The following is a 23,186-nucleotide window of genomic DNA, read 5'->3' as shown; positions in this document are numbered from 1 at the left end:
CATGAAGCCTTTGTCATGCAGCTTACGCGCGCACGAAAGGGTTCTCCCGCATCTCGTCACCCAGGCGGGTATCGGCGCCGTGGCCAGTGACCACGGTGGCCTCTTCATCCAGCCGATACAGCCGCTCCTTGATCGAGCGCACGATGGCCCGCTGATCCCCACCCCACAAATCGGTGCGGCCGATGCCGCGACGGAACAGGGTGTCGCCGGCGATCAGCAGCTTGGCGTCGGCGAACCAGAAGCTCATCGATCCGGGCGTGTGACCCGGCGTGTGCAAGGCCACACCGCAACCGCAGGCCAGTTCCTCGTCATCACCCAACCAGCGATCGGGCGGCGGTACCGGCGTGTACGGCACACCGAACATCTGACACTGCATTTCCAGGTTGTCCCACAGCGGCTGGTCGTCCTTGTGCAGGTGCAAGGTCGCGCCGGTCAACTCCTTGAGTCTGCCGGAGGCGAGGAAGTGGTCGAAATGGGCATGGGTGTGAATGATGCTCACCAAGGTCAGGCCGTGGGCCTGTAAACGGGCGAGAATCTTCTCCGGATCACCGCCCGGATCGACGACGATGGCTTTCTTGCTGAGTGGGTCGCCGATCAGCGTGCAATTGCACTGCAACGGGCCGACGGGGAAGGTTTCGCGGATGAGGAGGGTCTGGGGCGGCATGGGGTTACCGGGGCAAGTCATGACGACAGGTAGATTAACAGGAGCTTGCTGTCTGATTCGAGGGGCGCTCGATCTGATGAGCAGAGGAATACCAAGCCAACCACTCACGGCAAATACAACCTGAACAACCCCCCCCCCAGCGCCCCGCCATTACTGATTTCAATGCGCCCCTGCACCCCATCGCGCTCATGCAGTGCCGCGATGCGCGCTGCGAAGTACAGGCCCAGGCCGGTGCTGCCGCTCTGGGCGTCGATGCCTTGCACATAATCCTGCTGGCGCTCGAGCATACGCTGTGGATAACCCGGACCATCGTCGTTGACGCTGACCACCAACTGTTCGTCCTGCTCTTCAATGCCAATCAGCAAGGCATGGCCGGCGTAGCGAATGGCGTTGGTCAGTACGTTGGCCACCACCGAGGCGACCAATTCACGATCGAAAAAGCCCAGCGGGCTTTGGGTGTCGATGCGCCAGGTGGCGAGAATATCGCGATGCTCCAGCACTTCCTGGTGCGCGGCCAGCTGGGCCTCGATGAAATCCTCCAGCTCATGGTAGTCCGGGCACACCGGCAACTGGTTCACGCCCAGTTTGTACAGGCCGAGCATCTGCACCAGCATGCCATTGAGGTGGCGGAACTCGTGCTCGATCACCCCCTGCTCGGTTCCCTGGCGCAGCCCTTCAGGCAGCCGGGCGAGGAACTGGTCATGGGCCTGGATCAGCGCAGACAACGAGTTCTTCAGATCGTGCACGGTGGAGGCGATCACCGTGGAAAAATCCAGCCCCTGGTCAACCCCGCTCATGCGCCGAACACTCGAATGTGCAGCTTGCGGTAACGATCATGTCGGTTATCGCTGGCCGGAATACCGGCAACGCTTTGCAGGCAAGCGCGACACTCCTGCATCAGCTCGGCCGACGGCGCTTCGCCGCCGATGCGCAACAACGCCTGGGCAGTATTGAGGGCGATACTGATGTTCTTCGGCTGCAGCGCCAATGCCTTGCGGAACAGCTCCAGCGCCTGGTCGAGCTGACCAAGCTGGTAGCTGCGCACGCCCTGGCGATTGAGGTCGACCGCCTCGGTAACGGCACCGAGCACCGCCGGATCGTCAGTGAGCTTGGCTACGCTTTGCATGACCTTGGGGTCATCACCGTAGGTTTCAACGCAACCCTTGAGAATCGCGCCACCGGCGGAGTCCTGGCCCAAAGCCTGCAACTGCTTGGCCACGGTCAAGGCCGCATCGACGGAGAAGAACTGCTCCATCTTGTCCAGGCGCTGCATGGCCTGTTCAGTGAGCTTGGCAGCGGTCTCGGCGTCGCCGGCCTGCTGCAGGCTGGCCGCCTTCATCAAGCGTGCCCGCACCTGCAGGCCCTGGTCTTCGACGTTCTCCTTGGCCACTTCACCGAGCACGGTATTGATCTCGACCCGCGTGCGCGCGTCGAGACCGAAGCCAGCATTCTTGTTCATCAGCGCCTGGACCAGCCCGAGGTTGCTCTCGGCATCCTTGTAGCGCGAGCTTTGCCCTTGGTTCACCGCATGGCGGTAAGCCTTGGAGGCGCTTTCGAAATCCTCGTTGTCCAGCGCCAGTTTGCCCAAAGCGGCCTGGCGACGCACTGCCAGTGGTGACAGGCGCACGGCTTCTTCGAGCATGTGCTGGGCACGCTTGGTTTCGCCTTGGGCCACCAGCACCTCGGCCATGCCATCGTAGAGCGCCGGCATGATCGGAAACGCCTTCAGCGCCTGCTCATACACGCCCTGGGCCTGATCGTGCTGTCCACGCTTGTGCAACAAGCCACCCAGTGCCGAGTACACCCAAGGCTGGGGGCGACTGGCGAGGATCGACTTGAGGAACTTCTCCAGCTCATCGAAACGGTTGAGGTCGCGCAGCGCGTCGGCTCGGTAGCGCAGGCACAGCGGCGCGAAGCGTGGGTCCTGCTTGCACAGTTCGGCGCAGGCGGCCAGAACCTCGGCCGGACGACCGCGATCCAAAGCCTGGAGAATGGGCTTGAGCAAGGTCTTGCGCTGGGTCAGTTTCTCCAGGCGCTGGGCCAGGCCGACGCGGTTGAATGGCTTGGTCAGGTAAGCGTCAGGTTCGTGTTCAAGGGTACTGAGCACGATCGACTGACTGCTCTCGGCGGTGACCATGATGAACACGCACTCATGGCTGATCAGCTTGTCGAGGATCAGGTCCTCCAACACCTGCTGGCCGTTTTTCTTGCCATCACCGAGGTGGAAATCCTGCAGGATGAAGTCGTAGCGCTTCTGCCCGCACATGCGCAGCGCCTGCTCACCGCTGTCGGCGGTGTCGACGTCGCGCACGCCCAGTTCACGCAGCATGGACCGGGTCGAGGTACGGAAGTCGGTGAAATCGTCGACGATCAGAAAGTTTTTTTGCCCGTACTGCAGCATCAACACGACCTGTCTTGAGGTGATGGGAAAAGGGGTGCGTGGCGAGATATCCCGCCAACTGCTTTATCGGCAGTTGGCCTGGAAAGATGAGCGGCGGCTGGTGCCTTGATCATAAATGGCATATTGCCATTGTTTGTCGGCGACCCCAACCCTCAGGGCAAAAGCCCCAGCGACTGGGCCCGGGCCACCGCCTGGGTGCGTCGCTCCACGCCGAGCTTGCTGTTGATATGGCTGGCGTGGGTCTTGACGGTGTGCAGCGAGATGAACAGGCGCTCGCTGATCTGCTGGTTAGAGCAACCCTGGGCGATCAACTCGAGCACGGCGCGTTCGCGTCCGCTCAGTGCTTCGCCGTGGGCGCTCTCGGCCTGCGGCGGCTCCGGCAGGAGTGCCAGCAACTGCGCCTGAACCGGACAGCCAGGGCTGGCCAGCAACTGTTCACGCAGCCAGACCGGATGCTCTTGCAGCAAGGATTGGAAGGTTTGCAGTACACCTCCCCGGGCGGCCTCGAGGGCCTGCGGCAACAATGTGCCGGCCTGAGCGACTTGCCCCAAGGCGAGCCGCAGCGCGATGGACTGGCACAGTGCATGTGCCGCCAGCAACGTACCACCGCTGGATAGACCGCGCTCGACCAACAACGCCAGCCGCCGGGCCGCCGCGTCGACATGCCCGTGGGCGCGCTCCAGCAAGGCCTGCTGCAGTTCGATATGCAGGGGCAGGAGGGGGTGGAATTCCGGCGCCGCTGCCGGCTGCTCGCCGCCGTAGGTCTGCCCCAGGCGCAGCAGCCACGACTCGGCCAGGTCGGTGCGTCCCTGGGCCAGCCAGAGCTCGCACTTCACCAGGGTGATCATGGCCAGGTAGAAGATCGGTGGTACGTCCCAGATATGCATCAAACGCTCGGCCTCGGCCAACTCGGCGAAGGCCTCGGCGAACTGCCCCTCGCGGCCGTCGAGCGAGGCGATCACGCAATGCCCAATGAGCACGCTGATGTCTCGGCAGGCACGCGCCTCGCTGAGCCCGGCACGCAGGCGCGCACGGCCCTGGTTGTTCTGCAGGCGGGCCACCAGCAGGTAACCTTCGTAGAGTGTCAGCCGAGCACGCACGGCGTACAAACGCTGCGCCGACAACCCCTGCAGCCGCTGCTGCCCCTGGCGCACTTCGTCCAAGGCACGCAGCACCTCGCCACGGGCATGCAGCACCCGCGCCCGGTCATAGTGGGCCAGCGCCTCGAACAGCGGATTGCCGACCCGCTGGGCCAGCTCCAGCGCCTCGCGGTTCCAGCCGCGGGCGCGCCAGAAATCGGCGTCGGCAATGGCCAGGTTGGACAACGTCGAGAGGCACACCAGGCGCTGTCCGTAGCGTTTGTCCGGCAAGCTTTGCAGAGCTTCACCACAGTAGACCAGGGTCCGCTCGCGGTCGCCGCGCCCGCGAGCGATGACCCCGCTGAGCGCTAGCCACTGGGCCAGCATCGACCGCTGCGCAGTGGCTGAGGGTGCGGGCAGGAAGCGGCTGAGATAACCCGCCAACTCTTCGGCCGCATCCAGCTGACAGGCCAGGCCGAGGGCCCAGCTGTACAGCACGATCAGACGCGGGGTGCTGATCAACAGACTGTCCGGCAGGTCCATCTTCCAGCGCAACAACATGCCAACGTTCTGCTCGGCCAGTAACTGCTCCTCCGATAGACTCTGGACCAGGTCTGCAGCCACATCGAGATGGCCGGCGCGCAAGGCCTGCTCCACGGCTTCATCCAGTAGCCCTTGACGCTCGAACCAACCACAGGCGCGCAGATGCAGGCGCGCCAAGGGCTCGCTGGCCTGACGGCTGCGCAGCAGGTCGGAAAACAAGTGATGGTAGCGGAACCAGTTGCCATGCTCGTCCAGCGGCACCAGGAACACCTGGTGAGCCTGCAGGTAACGCAGTATCTCGCGGCTGTCGCCACGTTCGCGCACGGCATCGCACAACTCGGCGCAGAAACGCTCCTGGCACGCGGTATCGTCGAGAAACGCCTGCACTTCCGGCGGCAGGAGGTCGATGACCTCTTCGAGCAGGTAGTCGCGTATCAGGCCCTCTCCGCCATGCAGAGCCTGGGGCAGGGCTTGTTCATCACCGCCTTCGCTGGCCGCCAACTGCCAGAAACGCAGTCCCGCCACCCAGCCATCGCTGCGTGAGATCAGGTTGTCCAGGGCCTGGCCACGCAGGCCGGTAGGCTGGCAGCCGATCACTGCCAAAGCCTCGTCGGCGGTCAGCCGCAGGTCCTGCTCATTGAGCTCGGCCAGTTGGCGTGACAGCCGCAGCCGCGCCAGGTGCCAGTCGGGACGCTGGCGGCTGGTGACCAGCAGCACCAAGCCGGGCGGCAGGTGGTTGAGGAAGAACTGCAGGCAGCGATCGAGTACCGCCCCCTGGGCCAGATGGTAGTCATCCAGCACCAGCAGCAATGGCGTTTCCGGTTGCAGGTACACCGCCAGCTCATCGAGCAGGCTATCGAGCCACTCCTCGAAAGCGAACGGCTGATGACGCTGTCGCATTTTCAGCAGGCCCATGGCCTGGCCACCCAGCGCCGGGCAGTATTGCTGCAGGCCTTCGAGCAAGCGTTCGAGAAAGCGACCGGGATCTGCGTCGCGCTGGCTCAGACCAAGCCACAGGCTGCGCCAATGTTCGGGCAGCGCCTCGCAGAACTCGATGGCCAGCGAGCTCTTGCCGAACCCTGCGGGGGCGTTGACCAGCAACAGACGTCCACCCAACCCGGCCTGCAATCGCTGGCACAGGCGTGGGCGCGCCACATGACCTTCAGGCAGTGGCGGCCGAAAGAAGCGCCCGTCCAGCAGGCCCAAGGCCTGGCTGGCGAATCCATGCGTACGGGACAGATCTGTCATGGCCGGCTCGTTCTGGTTGGCAAACTACGGCGGTAAACGGATTGTTCCGAGACTAGCCGGTAAAACGGCACATTTGAAGATGATGGGAGCCAGTCGCTGGCAAAAGACTACGACAAAAAGCAACAGACGCGTTCTATCGCGGCTAGATCAGGGGTTTGGTGGGGTATTCAGGGGGGTGATGGCGGGCGTGGCGGTTGAAGAGCGTGGAGGTGTGCGCGGGGAGTTTGCAGTGCTGCGGGTATCGAGCGCCGCCCGCGCGGCGCTCGATCTTCTAGGCGCTGAAGATGTGAAGACAGCCCCGCCTCAACGCACTCCTTCCTGACGCAACGCTGCCGGCTGGAAGTCGCTCTTGCTGGCGCTGAAACCGAAATCGTAGGCCCGTTTTTCTTCGTTCTTCATGCCCAACGCCAGATACCGACCGGATTGCAGATCGTAGATCGCCTCGAGGGTATACCAGGGCACCTGCACGTTGTAGTAATCCTGGGCATGGGCCTCGGACACCCGCCACAGCTGGCCACGACCGTCGTACTGGTCGATCACCGCGGCTTGCCAGGTGTCTTCGTCGATATAGAAGTCACGCTTGGCGTAGATATGCCGCTGTCCCGGCTTCAACGTCGCCACCACATGCCAGACGCGGCGCAGCTCGTAACGGGTCAGGTCCTGATTGATGTGTCCGGCCTTGAGGATGTCGGCGTACTTCAGGGTGGGGGAGTCCAGCTTGTAGGTGTTCGAGGCGATGTACAGCTCTTTCTTGCCCTCGAGTTTCCAGTCATAGCGGTCCGGCGCGCCGTTGTACATGTCCAGGTTGTCCGAGGTACGCAGGCCATCGGCAGCGGTCCCTGGTCCGTCGTACGAGACCTGGGGCGCCTGGCGCACCCGCCGCTGGCCGGCGTTGTAGATCCACGCCTTGCGCGGCTCCTTGACCTGGTCAAGTGTCTCGTGCACCAGCAGCACCGTCCCAGCCAGCCGCGCCGGTGCGGTGACCTTCTGCTTGAAGTAGAACAGCACGTTACCTGGGTCATTCGGATCGTAGTCCTTCATCCGGTCGCGGAATACGAACTGGTCCTGAAAGTTAACCAGGCTGTAGGAGCCGTTCTGCTGTGGCGTCGCCTGGGTCACCAGGCGGGATACGCTGCCTCCCCGGTAGCGGGTAATGTGGTTCCAGATCACCTCGATACCGCTCTTGGGGATGGGGAACGGAACCGCGGTGCGGAAGTTGCTCAGGCCGTTACCTCCTTCGACCAGAGTGGTCTTGGTGGCGTTTTCCTTGATGGCGGCGAACACGTCGTCAGGCACCGTCGAACCACGGTGGGTCTTGTACACCGGAATCTTGTAGGTCTGTGGATAACGCTTGAACATCGCCACCTGCCCTGGCGACAACTTGTCCTTGTACTGATCGACGTTCTGCGCAGTGATGGTGAACAGCGGCTGCTCGTTGCCATAGGGGTCGGACAGGAAGCCCTTGGCATCGACGCTGCCCGCGTTCTTGGGCAGCGGAGCCCAGGCACTGATGCTGCCGTCGGCATTGCCGGCCTTTTCCGCGCCCATCGGCGTCAGGGTGGTGCCCAACTTGGCCGCCTCTTCGGCGGATACCGCGGCCATGACGCTGGTCGCCAGCAGGGACAGGCCCAGCACACCGACTTGCAGCAGACTTCTGGTCTTGTTCATCTCGTGTCGTCCTGGATCAGTGTTCTTAGAAGTTCACGCCGAAGCTGAGGGCGACGAAGTCGCGGTCATCCACGGTGCTGTACTTGCCGTCGAAGAAGTTGGTGTACGACAGGCTCGCGGTGTAGGTGTTCTGGTACTCCGCATCCAGGCCGAGGCTGATCGCCTTGCGCCCTTCCTCGAAGTTGCCGCCCGGGCCCGGCGAGTAACCATCGACGTCGTGCGACCAGGCCACGCTGGGGCGCAGGTTGACCCCGGCGAAAACGTTGTTGTAATCCCAGATCGCGCGCACCCGGTAACCCCAGGAATCGGTGGTGGTGTAGCCATCGTTCTCGCAATAGCGCGACACGTTGTTGGCGTCGCCGGTGCCCAGGGTGCTGCTGTTCAGCGCCTCGCACTGGCCGTTCGGCAAAGGGCCCGGGCCGAATACCGGATCACGTCCGTAACGAATCTTGCGGGTGCTCTCCAGGCCACCGACATGCGTCCAGCCAATCTCGCCGACCATGGTCAGGCGCTCTGCACCCATGACCTGGTCGAAGAAGTGGGTGAAGGTGGTCTGCAGCTGAGTGATTTCCTTGCGCCGGTAGCCAGGCTGGTCCGCCCCAGGCGTACCGGGCAACACCGATACGTCGGGGTTGAGCGGGGTCAGGCCGGAGTACAGGATGTCCGTCGTATTGATTTGCACAGGAGCGTTCGGCCGGTAGCTGATCTCACCGCTCCAGGCGGTGCCAGTCGGCAGCGTGGTCGAGAAGCTCAAGCCGTAGAGCCGAATGTCCTCGGGATATTCGACGTAGTAGCTGGAGTTGCCGGCGACCACCAGAGGCATCAGCGAGGGTAGCAGGTTGGCCAGCACCGAAGGGGGTACCCCAGCGCCAACCAGTGCCGCAGCCAGGTTGTTCGGGTCGAAGTACTGGGCATCGGCACCGTGCCCGCTGAAGATCGGCGCGCGGCTGTGGTAGTTCATGAAATAGCCACCGAATTCGGTGTTCAGCGGCTCGAACATGTAGCGCATGGCGACGCCGAACTGGCCGCTGTCGCGGGCATCGCGGTCGGCACCACGGCGCACGATCACGCCTTCGTCGGGCGAGCCCCAGGACACGTTCTGTGCTCCAAGTGTGCCAAGCACCGGCGCCGACAATGGGCCCAGCGCACCGCTCAGGGTCGATTGCTTGGCCAGCACCGCGAGGTTGTTGTTGCAACCGTCGGCGATCACGTCAGGCTGGGAGAAGAAGGTGCCGCAGTTGTCGACCACCGTCTGGTCCCATTCCAGCTGATAGAAGCCCTCGACCGACAGATTGTCGGTGACGCTCTGCTGGAGGTAGAACATGTTCACCGGGATCAGGCCTTCCTTGATCTCCGCCCCTGGGCGACGGAAGGCCGAGACATCGATCGGGTTGATGGCGTTGATGCCTCCACCGATGAAGGTACTCTCACCCCAGCTCACCACTTGCTTGCCAAGGCGAACGGTGCCCGGCAGATCGGCGATGCTGTAGTTGTGGTAGACGAAGGCATCGAGCAGCTCGGCTCCGGACGACTTGGCGCCCTCCTTGCGGTTGGAATCGCTGATGTCCTTGAACTCGCGGTTTTCGTCCTTGAGTTCGAAGTCGTACCAGTACTTGCCACGGACGAACACACCGGTGTCGCCGTACTTGAGTTCCAGGTCATGGATGCCTTTGAAGATCTTCGAAAAGGTCTCGCCCTTCTTGAAGTTCAGATGGCCGTCGTCCGAGGTCTGCGAAAGCCCCTTGCCACCGTTGTTGACGCCTATCAGGTTCTTGTTGGGGTTGGCGGTGGACCAACTGGCGCCGATCGAAAGCGAGGAGTCGAATTGCGCTTCGATCTCTCCGATGTTGAAGCTGACGGCAAAAGCTGGACTTGCGAGCGTGGAAGCAAGGCTGACGGCCATGGGCAGCTTGGCCCGGCGCCAGAACAGGTTTGCAGATTTCATCGACGCTACTCCATGTACTTTTTTGTTATGGCAGTGAGTCCTTTCAGAAACGGCCCGTGCGACCGGTGTGCAGGCCTGCGCCCGCAGCGACAAGGCTTGCGCGTGTCGCCCTCCCCCATTCCTGAAAATCACCTGATCCGACTATAGCCAGCAGGCCCAGGTGCTTGATCCCTCTAAAGTGTGATTTGCACAGCCACTGCGACAGGTGCCGACGCAGGCCGGAAGCTGCGGGTGAATTGCGCGAAAGCATGGCTCATTCTCTTCATTTGGCAAGGGAAAACCGCTCTAGTTCAGGGGTTGCGGAGCAAAGCCCGCAACCCGATCACCCTTCACAAGGTCGAGAGGAATGCGCTGTTGCTGGCCTGCCACTGGGTGATGTCCAGGCGAATACGCTTCTTGTCCAACTTGCCTACGCTGGTCTTGGGAATTTCAGTAACAACGGCGATCTGGCTGGGAATGGCCCACTTGTTGATGTGACCTTCTTCGACATAAGGCTTCAGGTGCTCCTTCAGTGCCTTGGCATCCACCGCCTGGCCGTCGCGTACCACCAACAGGGCGAACGGACGCTCCCCCCACTGCGGGTCGGCCACGCCCACCACAGCCACTTCACGGACGGCCGGGTGGCGGCTGATCAGATCCTCGAGATCCAGCGACGACACCCACTCGCCGCCGGTCTTGATCACGTCCTTGATGCGATCGCGAATATCGATGTAGCCCATGCCGTCAAGGGTGGCGACATCACCAGTGTGCAGCCAGCCGCCCTGCCAGAGCTGCTCGCTCTTCTCCGCCTCCTTGAAGTAGCCCATGGTCAGCCACGGAGCCCGTAGCACCAACTCGCCCTGGGTTTCGCCGTCGGCCGGCAGGAAATTGCCGTCGCCATCGACGATCGCCGCTTCCACCAACGGCACGGGGACGCCCGCCTTGATCCGATAGGTGACGCGCTCGTCTTCGCTGCCAGCCTGCAATTCGTCGTTCAGGTGCGCGGCCGAGATCAGTGGGCAGGTTTCCGACATGCCGTAGGCGGCGGTCAGCTGGATGCCGCGGGCCAGCGCGGCCTGGTACAGCGAACGATTGAGCGCGCTGCCGCCAATGATGATCTTCCAACCGCCGAAGTCCTGACCCTGGGATGAAGGACAGTTGAGCAGCATCTGCAGGATGGTCGGCACGCAATGAGAGAAGGTCACCCGCTCCTCGCGCCACAGCTTGACCAGCATTTCGGGCTCGTAGCGCCCAGGGTAGACCTGCTTCATGCCGAGCATGGTGGCCGCATAGGGGATGCCCCAGGCGTGCACGTGGAACATCGGGGTGATGGGCATGTACACATCGTTGCTGCCTAACAGCCTGACGCTGTCGATGCTGCCGGTGACCGAGGCTTCGGCGAGGGTGTGCAGCACCAATTGGCGATGGGTGAAGTACACGCCCTTGGGGTTGCCGGTGGTGCCGGTGGTATAGAAGGTAGTGGCCACCGAGTCTTCGTCGAAGTCGGGAAAATCGTAGCAAGGGCTGGCGCCAGCGAGCAGTTGCTCGTATTCGCCGATCAGATCGGGCAGGTCGGCGGTCTTGCTCTCGCCATCGGTCAGCAGCAGGGTTTTCTGCACCGTGGTCAACTGCCCGGCAATCGCCTGGTAGAGACCGACGAAGTCGCTGTTGACCAGCACCACGCGGTCCTCGGCGTGGTTCATGGTGTAGAGGATTTGCTCGGGCGACAGACGCACGTTGATGGTATGCACCACCGCGCCGATCATCGGGATGGCGAACATGCATTCCAGATAGCGGTGGCTGTCCCAGTCCATCACCGCCACCGTGTCGCCGGCCTTCACACCTGCCTCGGTGAGTACGTTGGCCAGGCGGGCGATGCGCTCGTTGAGCTGAGGGTAGGTCAAGCGTATCTGGTCGCGGTAAACGATCTCGCGGGTCTTCTCGTAACGGCTGCCAGACATCAGCAGTCGTTTGATCAGGAGTGGAAAGGTGTAAGCCCCTTCGGCTGGCTTGATGATGCGGGTCTGCAACATAGGTATTCCTTCTCTGAAACGCATGCCGGTCAAAGTCTGCAACTACTGTAGACCGCCAATGTGACGACCAAATCAGCCAAAGGAATGATTTGCCCGCCTGAGGTATGAGCGGCAAGCGTTGACGAGTGACAGCCGCGGGCTAGACACTGCGCTGACAACCACTCAGCCAGCAGCCGGAGCCTCCCATGCCCACCCCGCGTCGCGCCGTCTTTCTCGATCACCAATCCCTGGACCTGGGCGATCTCGACCTCTCGCCTCTGCGGCAGCAGTTCGACGAGTTCGAGCTGTTCGCCGCCACCCGCCCCGAGCAGGTGGCCGAGCGTCTTCAAGGTGCGGTCGCGGTGGTCAGCAACAAGGTCGTGCTCGATGCCCAGACATTGGCGGCCAATCCACAGCTCAAGCTGATCCTGGTAGCGGCCACTGGCACCAACAACGTCGACCTGGCCGCCGCTCGCGCCCAAGGCATCACAGTGTGCAATTGCCAAGGCTATGGCACCCCGTCGGTTGCGCAGCACACCCTCGCGCTGCTGTTGGCCCTGGCCACGCGCCTGGTGGACTACAACCGGGCGGTGGCGGCGGGGGAATGGGCCAAGGCCCAGCAGTTCTGCCTGCTGGATTTCCCGATCGTCGAACTGGAAGGCAAGACCCTTGGCCTGCTCGGCCACGGCGAACTGGGTGGCGCGGTGGCGCGGCTGGCCGAAGCGTTCGGCATGCGCGTACTGAGCGGGCAGATCCCCGGACGCCCAGCCCGCGACGATCGCCTGCCACTGGACGAACTGCTGCCCCAGGTCGATGCGCTGACCCTGCATTGTCCGCTGAACGACCACACCCGGCACATGATCGGCAGTCGCGAGCTGGAGCTGCTCAAGCCGGGCGCGCTGGTGGTCAACACCGCCCGGGGCGGCTTGATCGACGAACAGGCCCTGGCCGACGCCCTGCGCAGCGGCCACCTGGGCGGTGCTGCCACCGACGTGCTCAGTGTCGAGCCTCCGACTGCCGGCAATCCACTCCTGGCCGACGATATCCCACGCCTGCTGATTACCCCGCACAGCGCCTGGGGCGCGGTGGAAGCACGTCAGCGAATCGTCGGCCAGCTCAGCGAGAATGCCCAGGCGTTCTTCGCCGGCCAGCCCCGCCGCGTAGTCAGCTGAGTCCAAAAGCAGCCTCTGCTACACTGCGCGACTTTTTCCAGGAGGCATCGTCCATGGACCCGCGCAGTGAAGTGTTGCTCCGCCAGGCGGAGCTGTTCCAGGGCCCGCTGCTGCTCGCCGGTGCGCCGGCCGACGGTCTGCTCGGCCAGTTGCCAGAGGCCCAGGCCTGGGTCTGGCACGCGGGCGACCAGGCCATGCTCGACAATCGCTTTGCCGGACGCTGCCACTACGGTGTCGAGCCGCCGGCCATGGCGCTCGACGCCGCCGTACTGTTCCTGCCCAAGTCACGTGAGCTGGCCGCTTATCTGATCAACACCCTGGCCGCCCGCCTCGGCGGGCGCGAGCTTTACCTGGTAGGCGAAAAACGCGGCGGTATCGAGGGTGCGTCCAAGCAGCTGCAAACCCTGGGCAAGCCGCGCAAACTCGACAGCGCCCGTCATTGCCAACTGTGGCAGGTGACTGTGGACCAGCCCCCGGTGGCCAAGCCGCTGGAAAGCCTGGCAGAACGCTTCGAGCTGGACCTTGCCGACGGCCCGCTGCAAGTGATCAGCCTGCCCGGCGTCTTCAGCCACGGCCGCCTCGACCGCGGCAGCGCACTGCTGCTCGAGCACCTCGACGAGTTGCCGGTCGGTCATGTGCTGGACTTCGGCTGTGGCGCCGGGTTGCTCGGCGCCACGGTCAAGCGCCGTTATCCACAGAGTCGGGTGACCCTGCTGGACGTGGACGCCTTCGCGGTGGCGGCCAGCCGCCTGACCTTGGCCGCCAACGGTTTGCAGGGTGAGGTGATCAGCGGTGACGGCATCGACGCTGCACCGACTGACCTGAGCCTGATCCTGAGCAACCCGCCGTTCCATACCGGGGTCCACACCAATTACCAGGCCTCGGAAAACCTGCTGAAAAAATCCGGACAACATCTGCGAAAAGGTGGCGAAATACGCCTCGTTGCCAACAGCTTCCTGCGCTACCAACCGCTGATCGAAGGTGCCCTCGGCAACTGCCAGACCTGCGCCGAAGCCGACGGCTTTCGCATCTACCGGGCCACACGCGGATAAAAACAGGGCTTGCCGAAATCGTTTCGGCTAGGCAGAATCCGCTCCGTCCTAGGGGAGTAGTCTCCCGCGAGCGCCCTGCTCGCCCGGTACGCGTCAACATACTTGGCCCACAGGCCATGGCGCGTGCGACCCGAGGTCCGCACAGACGGACCCAGGGTTTGACAAGACCTATGACACGCACACCTTACCCGGGGCGGGGAGGTCGTACGTGTCATAGCCGTGTCGACCCGCCCCCGTAGGAAACCTGATGCTGGAATCTCTGCTCGTCCCCACCGCAATCGTCGCTCTCGCTGAAATCGGCGACAAGACGCAGTTGCTCGCGCTCATCCTCGCTGCCCGCTTTCGCAAGCCTTGGCCGATCATTGCCGGCATCATCGCCGCCACCCTGGCCAACCACGCTGCCGCCGGCGCCGTAGGGGCGTGGGTCAGCGGGTTCTTCAGCGAAACGATGCTGCACTGGATCCTCGCTGCAAGCTTCACCGCCACCGCGCTGTGGACCCTGGTGCCGGACAAGATGGACGATGACGAGAACCCAGCGCGCCGCTTCGGCCCATTCCTGACCACACTGATCGCCTTCTTCCTGGCCGAAATCGGTGACAAGACCCAGGTGGCCACGGTGATGCTGGCTGCCCAGTATCCGCACCTGATCATGGTCATCATCGGCACCACCCTGGGTATGCTGATCGCCAATGTTCCCGTGGTCCTGGCGGGCAATTTCGCCGCCGAGAAATTGCCACTGGCGTTGATTCGCCGCCTGGCCGCCGCAGCCTTCTTCGTACTGGCGGTCGTCGCTGTGTACTCGGCGATGAAGGCAAGTGGCTGGGTCGGCTGACACCGCCATCAGGACTGCCCGGCAGCCCTGTTCCGATGTCAGTGGACAGGGCATGCTAGAGTGGCCTGCCGATGCCTAGGAGCTACAGGATATGGAGCTACACATGCGTGCGATTCTTCCTCTGCTGCTGGCGCTGAGCCTGCCAGCGGTCGCCGCGCCGATGCACGGCCAGTTCCTGCCTGCCGACGACCAGTCGCTGCGCCAGGAGGCGCCCACCGGCCAGCAACTGCTGCAGGTCACCGACTACTCGGTGGTGGTCGGCGCCCAGCGCCCGTCCGATCAGCAACCGATCCCGATCACCTCCTCGTTGCAGATGCGCCTGAAGGGCAAGCCGCTGAGCAAGGGGGCGACCATCAGCCAGGTACTTCTGACCTTCGATGGCGAAGCCGGCAAGAGCCTGAAAAAGCCCGTCTACGACGAACGCACGAGGACCCTGAGCCTGAACTACCCGGTCAGCGACTACCGGGTGATCATGGACCTGTTGCGCCACGAGACCCTGTACGTGCAATTCCTGACCTACGCCAACGGCCACATCTGGGCCGACCTGCATACCGGCACCGTACGTACGCGTTGAGGCCCGCCGCCCCTGGGGAGTACACTGCCGGCCTTCGAAATTCCGTGATGGTCCAGTTGGAGCCGGCAATGCGCAAAGACAAGAAGCAGGTGATTGGTGACGAGATCAGCGATGACTACGTCAAGACGTTCCTTCAATTCGAACCGGCCGACGGCGTGACTTCGCCTTCGCTGCACAAGCTGGTCAAGGCCTACCGCGGCCTGCGCGTCGATGACTTCGAGCGGTTCGTCGGGTTCTTCGTCGAAGCAGGCTATGACCTGGACGGCAAGGACGAGCACGGCAAGACCTTCGTCCAACTGATCGAAGACCAGCGCAACGCGCCGGAGTACGTCGAGATCATCGCCAAGGCTCGCGGCTGATCGGTCGTCTGTACTGGCAAGCCAAAGCCACAAAAAAACGCCCCTCGGGGCGTTTTTTCGTTTCGGGCCGAATCAGGCGTAATGCTTGGCCGGGCTGTTTTCCACAAGCTCCAACGCCACGTCGTTCTCGGCGCTGATCTTGTTGTACAGCGCCGCATCGGTCGCCAGGGTCTTCTCGCGTGCCGGGAAGATTTCCTTGAGCTTGGCAGCCCAGGCACCCTTGGCCTGCTCGGGGAAGCAACGCTCGATCAGTTCGAGCATGATCGAGACGGTCACCGAAGCGCCTGGCGAAGCACCAAGCAGAGCCGCCAGGCTGCCGTCCTGGGCCGAGACCAGTTCGGTGCCGAACTGCAGGATGCCGCCCTTCTTCGGGTCCTTCTTGATGATCTGCACGCGCTGACCGGCCACTTCCAGGCGCCAGTCCTCGGCCTTCGCTTCTGGATAGAAACGACGCAGCGACTCCAGACGCTGCTCCATGGACTGCATCACTTCGCTGACCAGGTACTTGGTCAGGTCCATGTTGTCGCGCGCCACAGCCAGCATCGGGCCGATGTTGCCCATGCGCACCGACAGCGGCAGGTCCATGAACGAGCCGTGCTTGAGGAACTTGGTGGTGAAGCCGGCGTAAGGCCCGAACAGCAGCGATTTCTTGCCGTCGACCACACGGGTATCGAGGTGCGGCACCGACATCGGCGGCGCGCCGACCGCAGCCTGGCTGTAGACCTTGGCCTGGTGTTGCTTGACGATTTCCGGATTGTCGCAACGCAGCCATTGGCCGCTGACCGGGAAGCCGCCAAAGCCTTTGCTCTCTGGAATACCCGACAGTTGCAGCAATGGCAGGGCAGCGCCACCGGCGCCGAGGAATACGAAGCGGGCGTCCACTTCACGGCTGCCGCCGCTGTTGACGTCCTTGATGCTGACGGTCCAGCCGCTGCCGTTACGGCGCAGGCCGACGACCTTCTTGCTGTATTTGACCTGAGCGTCCGGAGCATCGCCCAACAGCTTGAGCAGCTTGTTGGTCAAAGCGCCGAAGTTGACGTCGGTGCCCTTGAGCACGCGCGTGGCGGCAATGCGCTGGTCAGCCGGGCGACCCGGCATCATCAGCGGCATCCAATCCTTCATCACGGCCTGGTCTTCGGTGTATTCCATCTCGGCGAAGGCATGGTGCTGCTTGAGCAGTTCATAGCGCTTCTTGAGGAAGGAAATACCCTTGTCACCCTCGACATAGCTCAGGTGCGGGACCGGGTTGATGAAGGCACGAGCCGAGCCGAAGTTGCCTTTCTTGCTCAGATAGGCCCAGAACTGGCGCGAGACCTCGAACTGGGTATTGATGTGCACGGCCTTCTTGATGTCGATGCTGCCATCGGCGGCCTGGGGCGTGTAGTTCAGCTCGCACAGACCGGCGTGGCCGGTGCCTGCGTTGTTCCAGGGGTTGGAGCTTTCCGCGGCCCCGGAGTCCATCGCCTCGACGACCTCCAGCTTGAGGGTCGGGTCGAGCTCCTTGAGCAGTACGGCCAGGGTGGCACTCATGATGCCCGCGCCTACCAATACCACATCAACCGATTCGTTCTGCGCCATTTAACGCGTCTCCACAATCTACAGCTACCTAATTGACAGCATAGGATCACTGGGGTCGCCAGGGATCGCCATGTCCGACTCTTCGCAGTTCTTGCAACTTCCGCGGACACGCCAATCAGTCTTCGGGTTCATCTATTGAACGCCGTTTGCCACGGATGCGGCAATTCGACTTATGGTCAAGGGTGCCCTGCGTGCGTTATGGGAAGGGTTCAGTCACCCATCCGCGATGAGCGATCCTGCCGCCTGTTCAGGGCTGTTCGGGACACATCTGTCGCTTTTGCACATGCCAGACTGTTCATTGCTCGCCACACTCTCGTGAAGTTGTGAAAAACCGTTTTTTCACGCTCTTTTGGAGACGTGAACCTCAAAAGGGGACTGCGCGATGGCAACCCACAGGTTCATGCAGTGCGAAGGGCCGGAAAAGCAGGCACGACAGCCGATGCAAGACCTGAGTGGAAGGCTCTCTGTGGGCGAAGCGGTGAAGGTGCCGGGGTCAGACGGCGAATGCGGGGCCCGATCAGGAGACGTCCTTATAATCGGGGGGAGATTATAACGATGTCGCGGACAGAAAGGTCGGAAATCGTGGTTTTTATTGCAGCGTTTGTCCGGTTATCGGACTGCAACCCTGCATGCGTCGTTGTGCCCGGTTGCAAAAACCCGCCGCAGACCCACCTCGTGACCGATGACTGGGCGTCGCGAGGCTAGGTATACTGTTCGCCTTTGCCGTCTTTTCTGGAGAAACGCGCATGTTGCAACGTCTGTTGTTCGGTGTGCTCGCCGTGGCCAGCCTCAGCCTGGTCGGTTGTGCCCACAGCCCGCAACAACTCAGCCCGCAACCCCAGCTCACCGCTCAGCTCGCCCCGGTCGGCCATGGCCAGCCTGTGGTGGTCCGCGTGGTTGACGGTCGTGCCTCGCAAGCCCTCGGCACCCGCGGTGGCATGTACCCGGAAACCAGCACCATCAGCGTCAGCGGCAACGACGTGGTGCCCAAGCTGCAGGCCCAGGCCGAAGCAGCCGTGCGCCTGCTGGGCTTCACCCCGACCGCCAACGCCGGCAATGCGCCGCAGCTCACCGTCACCCTGGCCGAGCTCAAGTACCAGTCGCCCAAGGACAACCTGTACGTGACCGAGGCCACCATCGGGGCCACCTTCCGTGCCGACGTGTCCAACGCCAGCCGCCGCTACAGTGGCCGCTATGGCGCTTCGCTGGACCAGCGCTTCGGCATGGCGCCCAACCAGGAAACCAACACCAAGCTGGTGAGCGACGTGCTCAGCGACGCCCTCACCCGCCTGTTCAAGGATCCGACCATCGGTCAGGTCCTGGCCGAATAAGCGCGTCCTGGATGAGCCAAAAGCCCGCTGCCTGGTATCAGGGAGCGGGTTTTTTATGCCTGTCGTGAGGTATCTCACAGCCCCCACAAACCCCACGACAGGCATTTCCGCACGGCAATCGCGGCCTAGGCCGCTTCTATATGGAAGTCGAGCACGCTGACACCGGTACCGGCATCCACCTCGGGCAGGTCGTCGTGGGCATGCCCTCCCAGCGCACAATAGACCAACCACTGGCGGTCCTGAACATTGATGGCGAAACCGTCGATCAACGCCTGTTGCTCATCGTTCTGGGCGACGAGGTAAAGGCGGTCCTGGTTTTCGGCGTGCAGCATGACAAGCTCCGTCTGATCGAAAGGCCGACAGGGTGGCCTGTTCTGATGACGAGCGTGTGACACATGAAATTAGATGACAGTTGGTCGCCAAGCCGGAGCATGGGCGTCGGCTTTGGGTAGAATGCCAGCCTTCCGATGTTCCGACCGAGGTTGCTCGATGTCCTTGCACGTGCTTTGGGGGTTCCTGGCCGCCCATCCGACCAAGCTGATCAATCTGCTGGCATTAGTGCTGACCTGCCCAGGCGGTTTGCTGCTGCAAAGCGCACGGCGCCGCGAGGCGATGGCCCGCGAACGACTGGCGGTGGACGAAGGTGTGGTGGACGCAGTCGATCAACGCGTGCCGCGCTACTACTACATCCTCGGTTTCTCGTGCCTGGCCATGGCTCTGCTGCTGTCCTGGTTCAGCACCTGGGTCTGAACTGTGGGGCCGCGTTGCGGCCCCTGGCGGTTCAAGCCACTGGCGCCTGCTGCCTGACCTGGTACTGATTGCGCACCGGGGTCGCGTATTGCAATACCAGGTAAGGCCGTTGTTCGACCGGACAGGCGTCCAGGCGGCGCTGCCACTCTTCTCTGGCCTTGGCCAACTCGTCTGCCGGGAACAGCTTCTCGGCGCTCGGCACCTGCAGGGCTTCGTCCTTTTCGTCCCACATCGCGTAAGCCAGGTAGTGCACCGGGAACAGCCGGTAACCACCGAGGATCTGCCGATCGATTTCCTGTGCCAATTGCTTGGTGTCCTCGTAGTACTCGGTCACCGGCGGGGCGAAGTTGATGTGCACCCGGCCCTTGTAGCCGGTAATGCCTTTGGCGATGCTGTTGTCGTCCTCACCCGGCGCCTTCTTGTAGGTACCGGTGGTGGCGCGGATATACAGCTCACGAGCCTTGGCCAGGTCGCAGGGGTCGTATTCGTAGCTGATCGAAACCGGAATCAGGTTCAGACCCTGGATCACCGCGCCGAATGCTTCGTCCTTACGGCTCATGTGGAACATCTTGAGGATCGCCGAATCGGTACGATCGTCGCCGTCCTTCGCCCGCCCTTCGGCCTGGGCGATCCAGATCGACACGCAGTCGTTGCGGATCGAGTGATTGATGTAGGCCGACAGCAACTGATAGGCGGCGAGTTTCTCGCGGCGGCCGCTGATCGAACGGTGCACGATGAAGCTCTTGTTCAGGCGCATCATGTCACTGACGAAGGGCTTCTGCAGCAGGTTGTCACCGATGGCGATCCGCGGCGTGGGCAGACCGGCGTGGTACACCGCGTAATTGACGAAAGCCGGGTCCATGACGATGTCCCGGTGGTTGGCCAGGAACAGGTAGGCGGTGCCCGACTTGAGCTGCTCGACGCCCGAGTAGGTCACCCCGTCGGTAGCGCGGTCGATGGTCCGGTCGACGTAGTACTCGACTTTGTCCTGCAGGGTCGCGACGCAGGTGACACCAGCGAACTCTTGGCGCAGGCGGCGGGCGATCAGCGGCTTGAGCAGCCAGCCGAAGGCACCCGCAGCACGCGGGAAGCGGAAGTGGGTGAGGATATCGAGGAATGCCGGGTCACTGAGCAGGCGCGCCAGAACGGCAGGGACCTCAGCGTCGTCGTACGGTCGGATGGCATCGAATTCGCCCATCATGCTCTCTTGTTGGAAACGGCTAGGGTAATAATTCAGGGAGGGCCCAAGAAACGGCTCGGACACGCACAGGCCCTGAAGACAGATCGGCAATTATACGCACAAGTCAGCGCGGAGGCCGCGATGCTGGAAACCGACTTCTACGATTGTCCTTATTGTGGCGAGCGGGTGGAAACCACGATCGACCTTTCCGGCGGCGATCAGCAATACATCGAGGACTGCCAGGTATGCTGTCGACCGGTCCTGTTCATTCTGCAGGTCCACGGTGACGAATGGATGCTCGATGTCAGACGTGAGGACGATGCCTGATGCGCAGAATCTACGAACCGGAAAACCTGCTCGAAGCGCAGATGCTGATGGGTATGCTCGCCAGCGAGGGCGTGGATGTCCACCTGATCGGCCGCGACCTGATCGGCGCTGTCGGCGAGCTGCCGGTGCACGGCCTGCTTGGCCTGGCCGTGCCGGACGAGCAGGCCGACTACGCACGGCAGCTGATCGATGCGTACAATGATGCCCAGCCGCTTGCCGGCGACGAACCGGAGCATGTTCCCGGTACCTTGATCTGCTAGGTTCTCAATTCGCCCATGTGTGGACGCTACGCCCTGTTTCGCTGGCCCCAGGCCCTGGCCAATCTGCCAGGCTTTCCCGAAGGCCAGCCTGCGCAATGGAACATCTCGCCCGGTGCCTCGGTGCTGATTCAACGCCAGATCGACGGCCAGCCGCAGTTGGCCAAGGCGCGCTGGGGGCTGACCCCGGCCTGGCTCACCGACCTGTCCCGCACCCCGGCCCATGCCCGTGCCGAAACCCTGGCCGAACAGCCCATGTTCCGCGAAGCCTTGCGCCAACGGCGCTGCCTGATGCCTGCCAACGGCTTCTACGAATGGCGCGGCTCGGTACGCAAGCGCCCCTACTGGCTGACCCCAGGTGAAGGTTCGTCACTGTATTTCGCTGCCGTGTGGGAAGCCTACCCGGTGCAGGACCAAGTCTGGCTGAGTTGTGCGGTGGTCACCCAGGCAGCGATGAACCAGCGTCGCCCTCTGATCCTCGATGAAGCCGGACAAGCGGCGTGGCTGGATCCCGACACTCCGCTGTCACGGCTACACGAGCTGCTCGCCAGCCCGCCTGCAACGCTGCGCGAGCGGGCCCTGGCGCATTTCGTCAACGACCCCAAGCTGGATGCCCCGGAGTGTCTGACGCCCGCCTGAAGGTTGGGGGCGTCTTGCCGAAATAAATCTTCCGTGCGGCTATAGCCGCCCCAGGCGACTGCGCCTAGGATACCGCCATGCAAAAAAGGGAGTGTTTTTCATGCGTAAGTCATTTGTTGTCAGCGTCCTGAGCGCCAGCATCCTGCTGGCCGGCTGCCAGGCGGTGAACACCACCAGCGGCGGCGCCGTCGGGGTCGAACGCAAGCAGTACATGTTCAGCATGCTTTCGACCGATGAGGTCAACCAGATGTACGCCCAGTCGTACACCGAAACCCTCGGCGAGGCGAAAACCAAAGGCGTGCTGGACAAATCGAGCAGCGATGCCAAGCGCGTCCAGGCCATCGCCACCCGCCTGATCGCCCAGGCGCCGCAGTTCCGTCCGGATGCCGCGCAATGGGACTGGGAAGTCAACGTGATCAAGAGCGACGAGCTCAATGCCAATTGCGGCCCTGGCGGCAAGATCATCGTTTACACCGGCCTGATCGACCAGCTCAAGCTGACCGATGCCGAGATCGCCGCAGTGGTCGGCCACGAGATCGCCCACGCCCTGCGCGAGCACAGCCGAGAAGCCATGTCCAAGGCCTATGGCGTGGCCATGGCCCGCCAGGGGGCCGGCGCCCTGCTTGGACTGGGAGATGACACCCTGGGTCTGGCGGATCAGGTGGTCAACTATGCGATGACCCTGCCCAACAGCCGCTCCAATGAGAACGAAGCCGACCTGATCGGCCTGGAGCTCTCCGCCCGCGCCGGCTATGACCCGAATGCCGCGATCACCCTTTGGAACAAGATGAGCGCAGCGTCCGAAGGCGCACCGCCCGAGTTCATGAGCACCCACCCGGCATCGAGCAGCCGGATCGCCTCGCTGCAGGCGGCCATCCCGAAAGTGATGCCGCTGTACCAGGCTGCGAAGAAGTAACCCACCTCATCTGGCCGCAAGCCTGCCTGCGCCCTGCAGGCAGGCCTGCGCCTGTCACAGCCCTTTGACGGCGAAGATGCCGTTGGCGTTGCGCCAGTAGCCCTTGTAGTCCATGCCATAACCGAAGATGTAACGGTCGACGCACGGCAGGCCCATATAGCTGGCCTTGAGATCCGGGCTGGCCTTGCGGTCGTGATCCTTGTCGATCAGCACGGCGGTGTGCACGGCACGCGCACCGGCGTGCTTGCAGAACTCGATGATGGCGCTGAGGGTGTGCCCCTCATCGAGGATGTCGTCGACGATCAGCACGTCGCGGTCGATGAACGACACTTCCGGCTTGGCCTTCCAGAACAGTTCGCCGCCGCTGGTCTGGTTGCGGTAGCGGGTCGCGTGCAGGTACGAAGCTTCCAGCGGGAACTGCAGGTGGGTCAGCAGCTTGCCGGCGAAGATCAGGCCACCGTTCATCACGCAGAACACGACCGGGTTCTTGTCATGCAGGTCTTCGCTGATCTGCGCGCCGACCTTGGCGATGGCGGCTTCGACCTCGGCTTCGTTGTACAGGCAGTCTGCTTCGCGCATGACTTGGCGGATGTGCTCGAGATCAGCGGACATGGCGCTCTCCGGGGGGCAATTTGGAAAAGCGGGCAAAGGTACGCATCCGCTCGTCACAGATCAAGCGT

22 protein-coding genes and 1 riboswitch are annotated in these 23,186 nt (G+C 62.9%); of the genes, 11 read left to right on the top strand and 11 right to left on the bottom strand.

All coding sequences use genetic code 11. The features are described 5' to 3' along the window. Positions 1 to 22: 22 nt before the first annotated feature. The 7 genes from E2H86_RS21075 to E2H86_RS21040 form a co-directional block, all read right to left on the bottom strand. Positions 23 to 664: an MBL fold metallo-hydrolase gene (locus E2H86_RS21075; protein ID WP_133331346.1), complete on the bottom strand. Its 642-nt coding sequence runs from the start codon at positions 662 to 664 to the stop codon at positions 23 to 25. 104 nt (positions 665 to 768) lie between these two features. Further along, a complete protein-coding gene (locus E2H86_RS21070) occupies positions 769 to 1,461 on the bottom strand; it encodes a sensor histidine kinase (protein WP_133331345.1) in 693 nt (230 codons plus the stop codon). Beyond that, positions 1,458 to 3,065: a tetratricopeptide repeat-containing response regulator gene (locus E2H86_RS21065; protein WP_133331378.1), complete on the bottom strand. Its 1,608-nt coding sequence runs from the start codon at positions 3,063 to 3,065 to the stop codon at positions 1,458 to 1,460. The genes E2H86_RS21070 and E2H86_RS21065 overlap by 4 nt, the downstream gene beginning before the upstream one ends. A gap of 152 nt (positions 3,066 to 3,217) precedes the next feature. Further along, complete coding sequence (locus tag E2H86_RS21060) at positions 3,218 to 5,935, bottom strand: LuxR C-terminal-related transcriptional regulator (protein WP_133331344.1); 2,718 nt, start codon at positions 5,933 to 5,935, stop codon at positions 3,218 to 3,220. Positions 5,936 to 6,238: 303 nt separating this feature from the next. Beyond that, positions 6,239 to 7,603 carry a DUF1329 domain-containing protein gene (locus tag E2H86_RS21055; protein ID WP_133331343.1) on the bottom strand — a complete coding sequence of 455 codons (1,365 nt, stop codon included), beginning with the start codon at positions 7,601 to 7,603 and terminating at the stop codon, positions 6,239 to 6,241. A 25-nt stretch (positions 7,604 to 7,628) separates the two neighbouring features. Continuing rightward, positions 7,629 to 9,548 carry a DUF1302 domain-containing protein gene (locus E2H86_RS21050; protein WP_133331341.1) on the bottom strand — a complete coding sequence of 640 codons (1,920 nt, stop codon included), beginning with the start codon at positions 9,546 to 9,548 and terminating at the stop codon, positions 7,629 to 7,631. Positions 9,549 to 9,877: 329 nt separating this feature from the next. After that, positions 9,878 to 11,560, bottom strand: a complete 1,683-nt coding sequence (locus tag E2H86_RS21040; protein WP_133331339.1) for a fatty acid--CoA ligase — start codon at positions 11,558 to 11,560, stop codon at positions 9,878 to 9,880. 185 nt (positions 11,561 to 11,745) lie between these two features. On the opposite strand from E2H86_RS21040, the gene E2H86_RS21035 reads away from it, so the two are divergent. The 5 genes from E2H86_RS21035 to E2H86_RS21015 all read left to right on the top strand — a co-directional run bounded on the left by E2H86_RS21035 (position 11,746) and on the right by E2H86_RS21015 (position 15,528). Next, entirely contained in the window at positions 11,746 to 12,711 is a 966-nt protein-coding gene (locus E2H86_RS21035) for a 2-hydroxyacid dehydrogenase (RefSeq protein WP_133331337.1), read from the top strand. 53 nt (positions 12,712 to 12,764) lie between these two features. Continuing rightward, a complete protein-coding gene (locus tag E2H86_RS21030) occupies positions 12,765 to 13,763 on the top strand; it encodes a class I SAM-dependent methyltransferase (protein ID WP_133331335.1) in 999 nt (332 codons plus the stop codon). Between the two features lie 38 nt (positions 13,764 to 13,801). Beyond that, a riboswitch (yybP-ykoY riboswitch) is annotated at positions 13,802 to 13,923 on the top strand. A 90-nt stretch (positions 13,924 to 14,013) separates the two neighbouring features. Continuing rightward, entirely contained in the window at positions 14,014 to 14,595 is a 582-nt protein-coding gene (locus tag E2H86_RS21025; RefSeq protein WP_196172254.1) for a TMEM165/GDT1 family protein, read from the top strand. Positions 14,596 to 14,698: 103 nt separating this feature from the next. Further along, a complete protein-coding gene (locus E2H86_RS21020) occupies positions 14,699 to 15,169 on the top strand; it encodes a hypothetical protein (RefSeq protein ID WP_133331331.1) in 471 nt (156 codons plus the stop codon). Positions 15,170 to 15,237: 68 nt separating this feature from the next. Further along, entirely contained in the window at positions 15,238 to 15,528 is a 291-nt protein-coding gene (locus E2H86_RS21015) for a PA4642 family protein (protein ID WP_133331329.1), read from the top strand. A gap of 72 nt (positions 15,529 to 15,600) precedes the next feature. Here E2H86_RS21015 and mqo read toward each other — a convergent pair whose 3' ends face one another. Continuing rightward, positions 15,601 to 17,106: a malate dehydrogenase (quinone) gene (mqo, locus tag E2H86_RS21010; RefSeq protein WP_133331327.1), complete on the bottom strand. Its 1,506-nt coding sequence runs from the start codon at positions 17,104 to 17,106 to the stop codon at positions 15,601 to 15,603. 746 nt (positions 17,107 to 17,852) lie between these two features. On the opposite strand from mqo, the gene E2H86_RS21005 reads away from it, so the two are divergent. Further along, positions 17,853 to 18,437, top strand: coding sequence for a YajG family lipoprotein (locus tag E2H86_RS21005; RefSeq protein ID WP_133331325.1), 585 nt, complete (start codon positions 17,853 to 17,855; stop codon positions 18,435 to 18,437). Between the two features lie 125 nt (positions 18,438 to 18,562). Here E2H86_RS21005 and E2H86_RS21000 read toward each other — a convergent pair whose 3' ends face one another. After that, positions 18,563 to 18,769, bottom strand: a complete 207-nt coding sequence (locus E2H86_RS21000) for a hypothetical protein (RefSeq protein ID WP_133331323.1) — start codon at positions 18,767 to 18,769, stop codon at positions 18,563 to 18,565. 157 nt (positions 18,770 to 18,926) lie between these two features. Here E2H86_RS21000 and E2H86_RS20995 point away from each other — a divergent pair, with 157 nt between their 5' ends. After that, a complete protein-coding gene (locus E2H86_RS20995) occupies positions 18,927 to 19,187 on the top strand; it encodes a hypothetical protein (protein ID WP_133331321.1) in 261 nt (86 codons plus the stop codon). A 31-nt stretch (positions 19,188 to 19,218) separates the two neighbouring features. Here the strand turns inward: E2H86_RS20995 and E2H86_RS20990 are convergent, their stop codons facing one another. After that, entirely contained in the window at positions 19,219 to 20,388 is a 1,170-nt protein-coding gene (locus tag E2H86_RS20990) for a 1-acyl-sn-glycerol-3-phosphate acyltransferase (protein ID WP_165976110.1), read from the bottom strand. Between the two features lie 120 nt (positions 20,389 to 20,508). On the opposite strand from E2H86_RS20990, the gene E2H86_RS20985 reads away from it, so the two are divergent. From E2H86_RS20985 to E2H86_RS20970, 4 genes are all read left to right on the top strand, one after another. After that, a complete protein-coding gene (locus tag E2H86_RS20985; RefSeq protein ID WP_133331317.1) occupies positions 20,509 to 20,694 on the top strand; it encodes a CPXCG motif-containing cysteine-rich protein in 186 nt (61 codons plus the stop codon). Continuing rightward, on the top strand, positions 20,694 to 20,954 hold the full coding sequence (locus tag E2H86_RS20980; protein ID WP_133331315.1) for a putative signal transducing protein: 261 nt from the start codon (positions 20,694 to 20,696) through the stop codon (positions 20,952 to 20,954). The genes E2H86_RS20985 and E2H86_RS20980 overlap by 1 nt, the downstream gene beginning before the upstream one ends. Positions 20,955 to 20,969: 15 nt before the next feature. Next, positions 20,970 to 21,590, top strand: coding sequence for an SOS response-associated peptidase (locus E2H86_RS20975; RefSeq protein WP_133331313.1), 621 nt, complete (start codon positions 20,970 to 20,972; stop codon positions 21,588 to 21,590). 100 nt (positions 21,591 to 21,690) lie between these two features. Next, on the top strand, positions 21,691 to 22,506 hold the full coding sequence (locus tag E2H86_RS20970) for a M48 family metallopeptidase (protein ID WP_133331311.1): 816 nt from the start codon (positions 21,691 to 21,693) through the stop codon (positions 22,504 to 22,506). A 54-nt stretch (positions 22,507 to 22,560) separates the two neighbouring features. On the opposite strand, the gene E2H86_RS20965 is transcribed toward E2H86_RS20970, so the two are convergent. Further along, positions 22,561 to 23,118, bottom strand: a complete 558-nt coding sequence (locus E2H86_RS20965) for a hypoxanthine-guanine phosphoribosyltransferase (protein ID WP_133331309.1) — start codon at positions 23,116 to 23,118, stop codon at positions 22,561 to 22,563. Positions 23,119 to 23,186 lie beyond the last annotated feature (68 nt).

The organism is Pseudomonas putida, from assembly GCF_004357765.1.
GTDB classification, from domain to species: Bacteria; Pseudomonadota; Gammaproteobacteria; order Pseudomonadales; family Pseudomonadaceae; genus Aquipseudomonas; species Aquipseudomonas putida_U.
This window is presented reverse-complemented; position numbering and strand designations above follow the sequence as displayed.

Bases quoted from the DNA above. Each gene is read 5' to 3' on its own strand.
- E2H86_RS20975 (WP_133331313.1), top strand. From the start codon at position 20,970: ATGTGTGGACGCTACGCCCTGTTTCGCTGGCCCCAGGCCCTGGCCAAT.
- E2H86_RS20995 (WP_133331321.1), top strand. From the start codon at position 18,927: ATGTCCTTGCACGTGCTTTGGGGGTTCCTGGCCGCCCATCCGACCAAG.
- E2H86_RS21020 (WP_133331331.1), top strand. From the start codon at position 14,699: ATGCGTGCGATTCTTCCTCTGCTGCTGGCGCTGAGCCTGCCAGCGGTC.
- E2H86_RS21050 (WP_133331341.1), bottom strand. From the start codon at position 9,548: ATGAAATCTGCAAACCTGTTCTGGCGCCGGGCCAAGCTGCCCATGGCC.
- E2H86_RS20965 (WP_133331309.1), bottom strand. From the start codon at position 23,118: ATGTCCGCTGATCTCGAGCACATCCGCCAAGTCATGCGCGAAGCAGAC.
- E2H86_RS21030 (WP_133331335.1), top strand. From the start codon at position 12,765: ATGGACCCGCGCAGTGAAGTGTTGCTCCGCCAGGCGGAGCTGTTCCAG.
- E2H86_RS20990 (WP_165976110.1), bottom strand. From the start codon at position 20,388: ATGATGGGCGAATTCGATGCCATCCGACCGTACGACGACGCTGAGGTC.
- E2H86_RS20985 (WP_133331317.1), top strand. From the start codon at position 20,509: ATGCTGGAAACCGACTTCTACGATTGTCCTTATTGTGGCGAGCGGGTG.
- E2H86_RS21040 (WP_133331339.1), bottom strand. From the start codon at position 11,560: ATGTTGCAGACCCGCATCATCAAGCCAGCCGAAGGGGCTTACACCTTT.
- E2H86_RS21065 (WP_133331378.1), bottom strand. From the start codon at position 3,065: ATGCTGCAGTACGGGCAAAAAAACTTTCTGATCGTCGACGATTTCACC.
- E2H86_RS21000 (WP_133331323.1), bottom strand. From the start codon at position 18,769: ATGCTGCACGCCGAAAACCAGGACCGCCTTTACCTCGTCGCCCAGAAC.
- E2H86_RS21075 (WP_133331346.1), bottom strand. From the start codon at position 664: ATGCCGCCCCAGACCCTCCTCATCCGCGAAACCTTCCCCGTCGGCCCG.
- E2H86_RS21070 (WP_133331345.1), bottom strand. From the start codon at position 1,461: ATGAGCGGGGTTGACCAGGGGCTGGATTTTTCCACGGTGATCGCCTCC.
- E2H86_RS21060 (WP_133331344.1), bottom strand. From the start codon at position 5,935: ATGACAGATCTGTCCCGTACGCATGGATTCGCCAGCCAGGCCTTGGGC.
- E2H86_RS21035 (WP_133331337.1), top strand. From the start codon at position 11,746: ATGCCCACCCCGCGTCGCGCCGTCTTTCTCGATCACCAATCCCTGGAC.
- E2H86_RS21005 (WP_133331325.1), top strand. From the start codon at position 17,853: ATGTTGCAACGTCTGTTGTTCGGTGTGCTCGCCGTGGCCAGCCTCAGC.
- E2H86_RS21055 (WP_133331343.1), bottom strand. From the start codon at position 7,603: ATGAACAAGACCAGAAGTCTGCTGCAAGTCGGTGTGCTGGGCCTGTCC.
- E2H86_RS20980 (WP_133331315.1), top strand. From the start codon at position 20,694: ATGCGCAGAATCTACGAACCGGAAAACCTGCTCGAAGCGCAGATGCTG.
- E2H86_RS20970 (WP_133331311.1), top strand. From the start codon at position 21,691: ATGCGTAAGTCATTTGTTGTCAGCGTCCTGAGCGCCAGCATCCTGCTG.
- E2H86_RS21015 (WP_133331329.1), top strand. From the start codon at position 15,238: ATGCGCAAAGACAAGAAGCAGGTGATTGGTGACGAGATCAGCGATGAC.
- mqo (WP_133331327.1), bottom strand. From the start codon at position 17,106: ATGGCGCAGAACGAATCGGTTGATGTGGTATTGGTAGGCGCGGGCATC.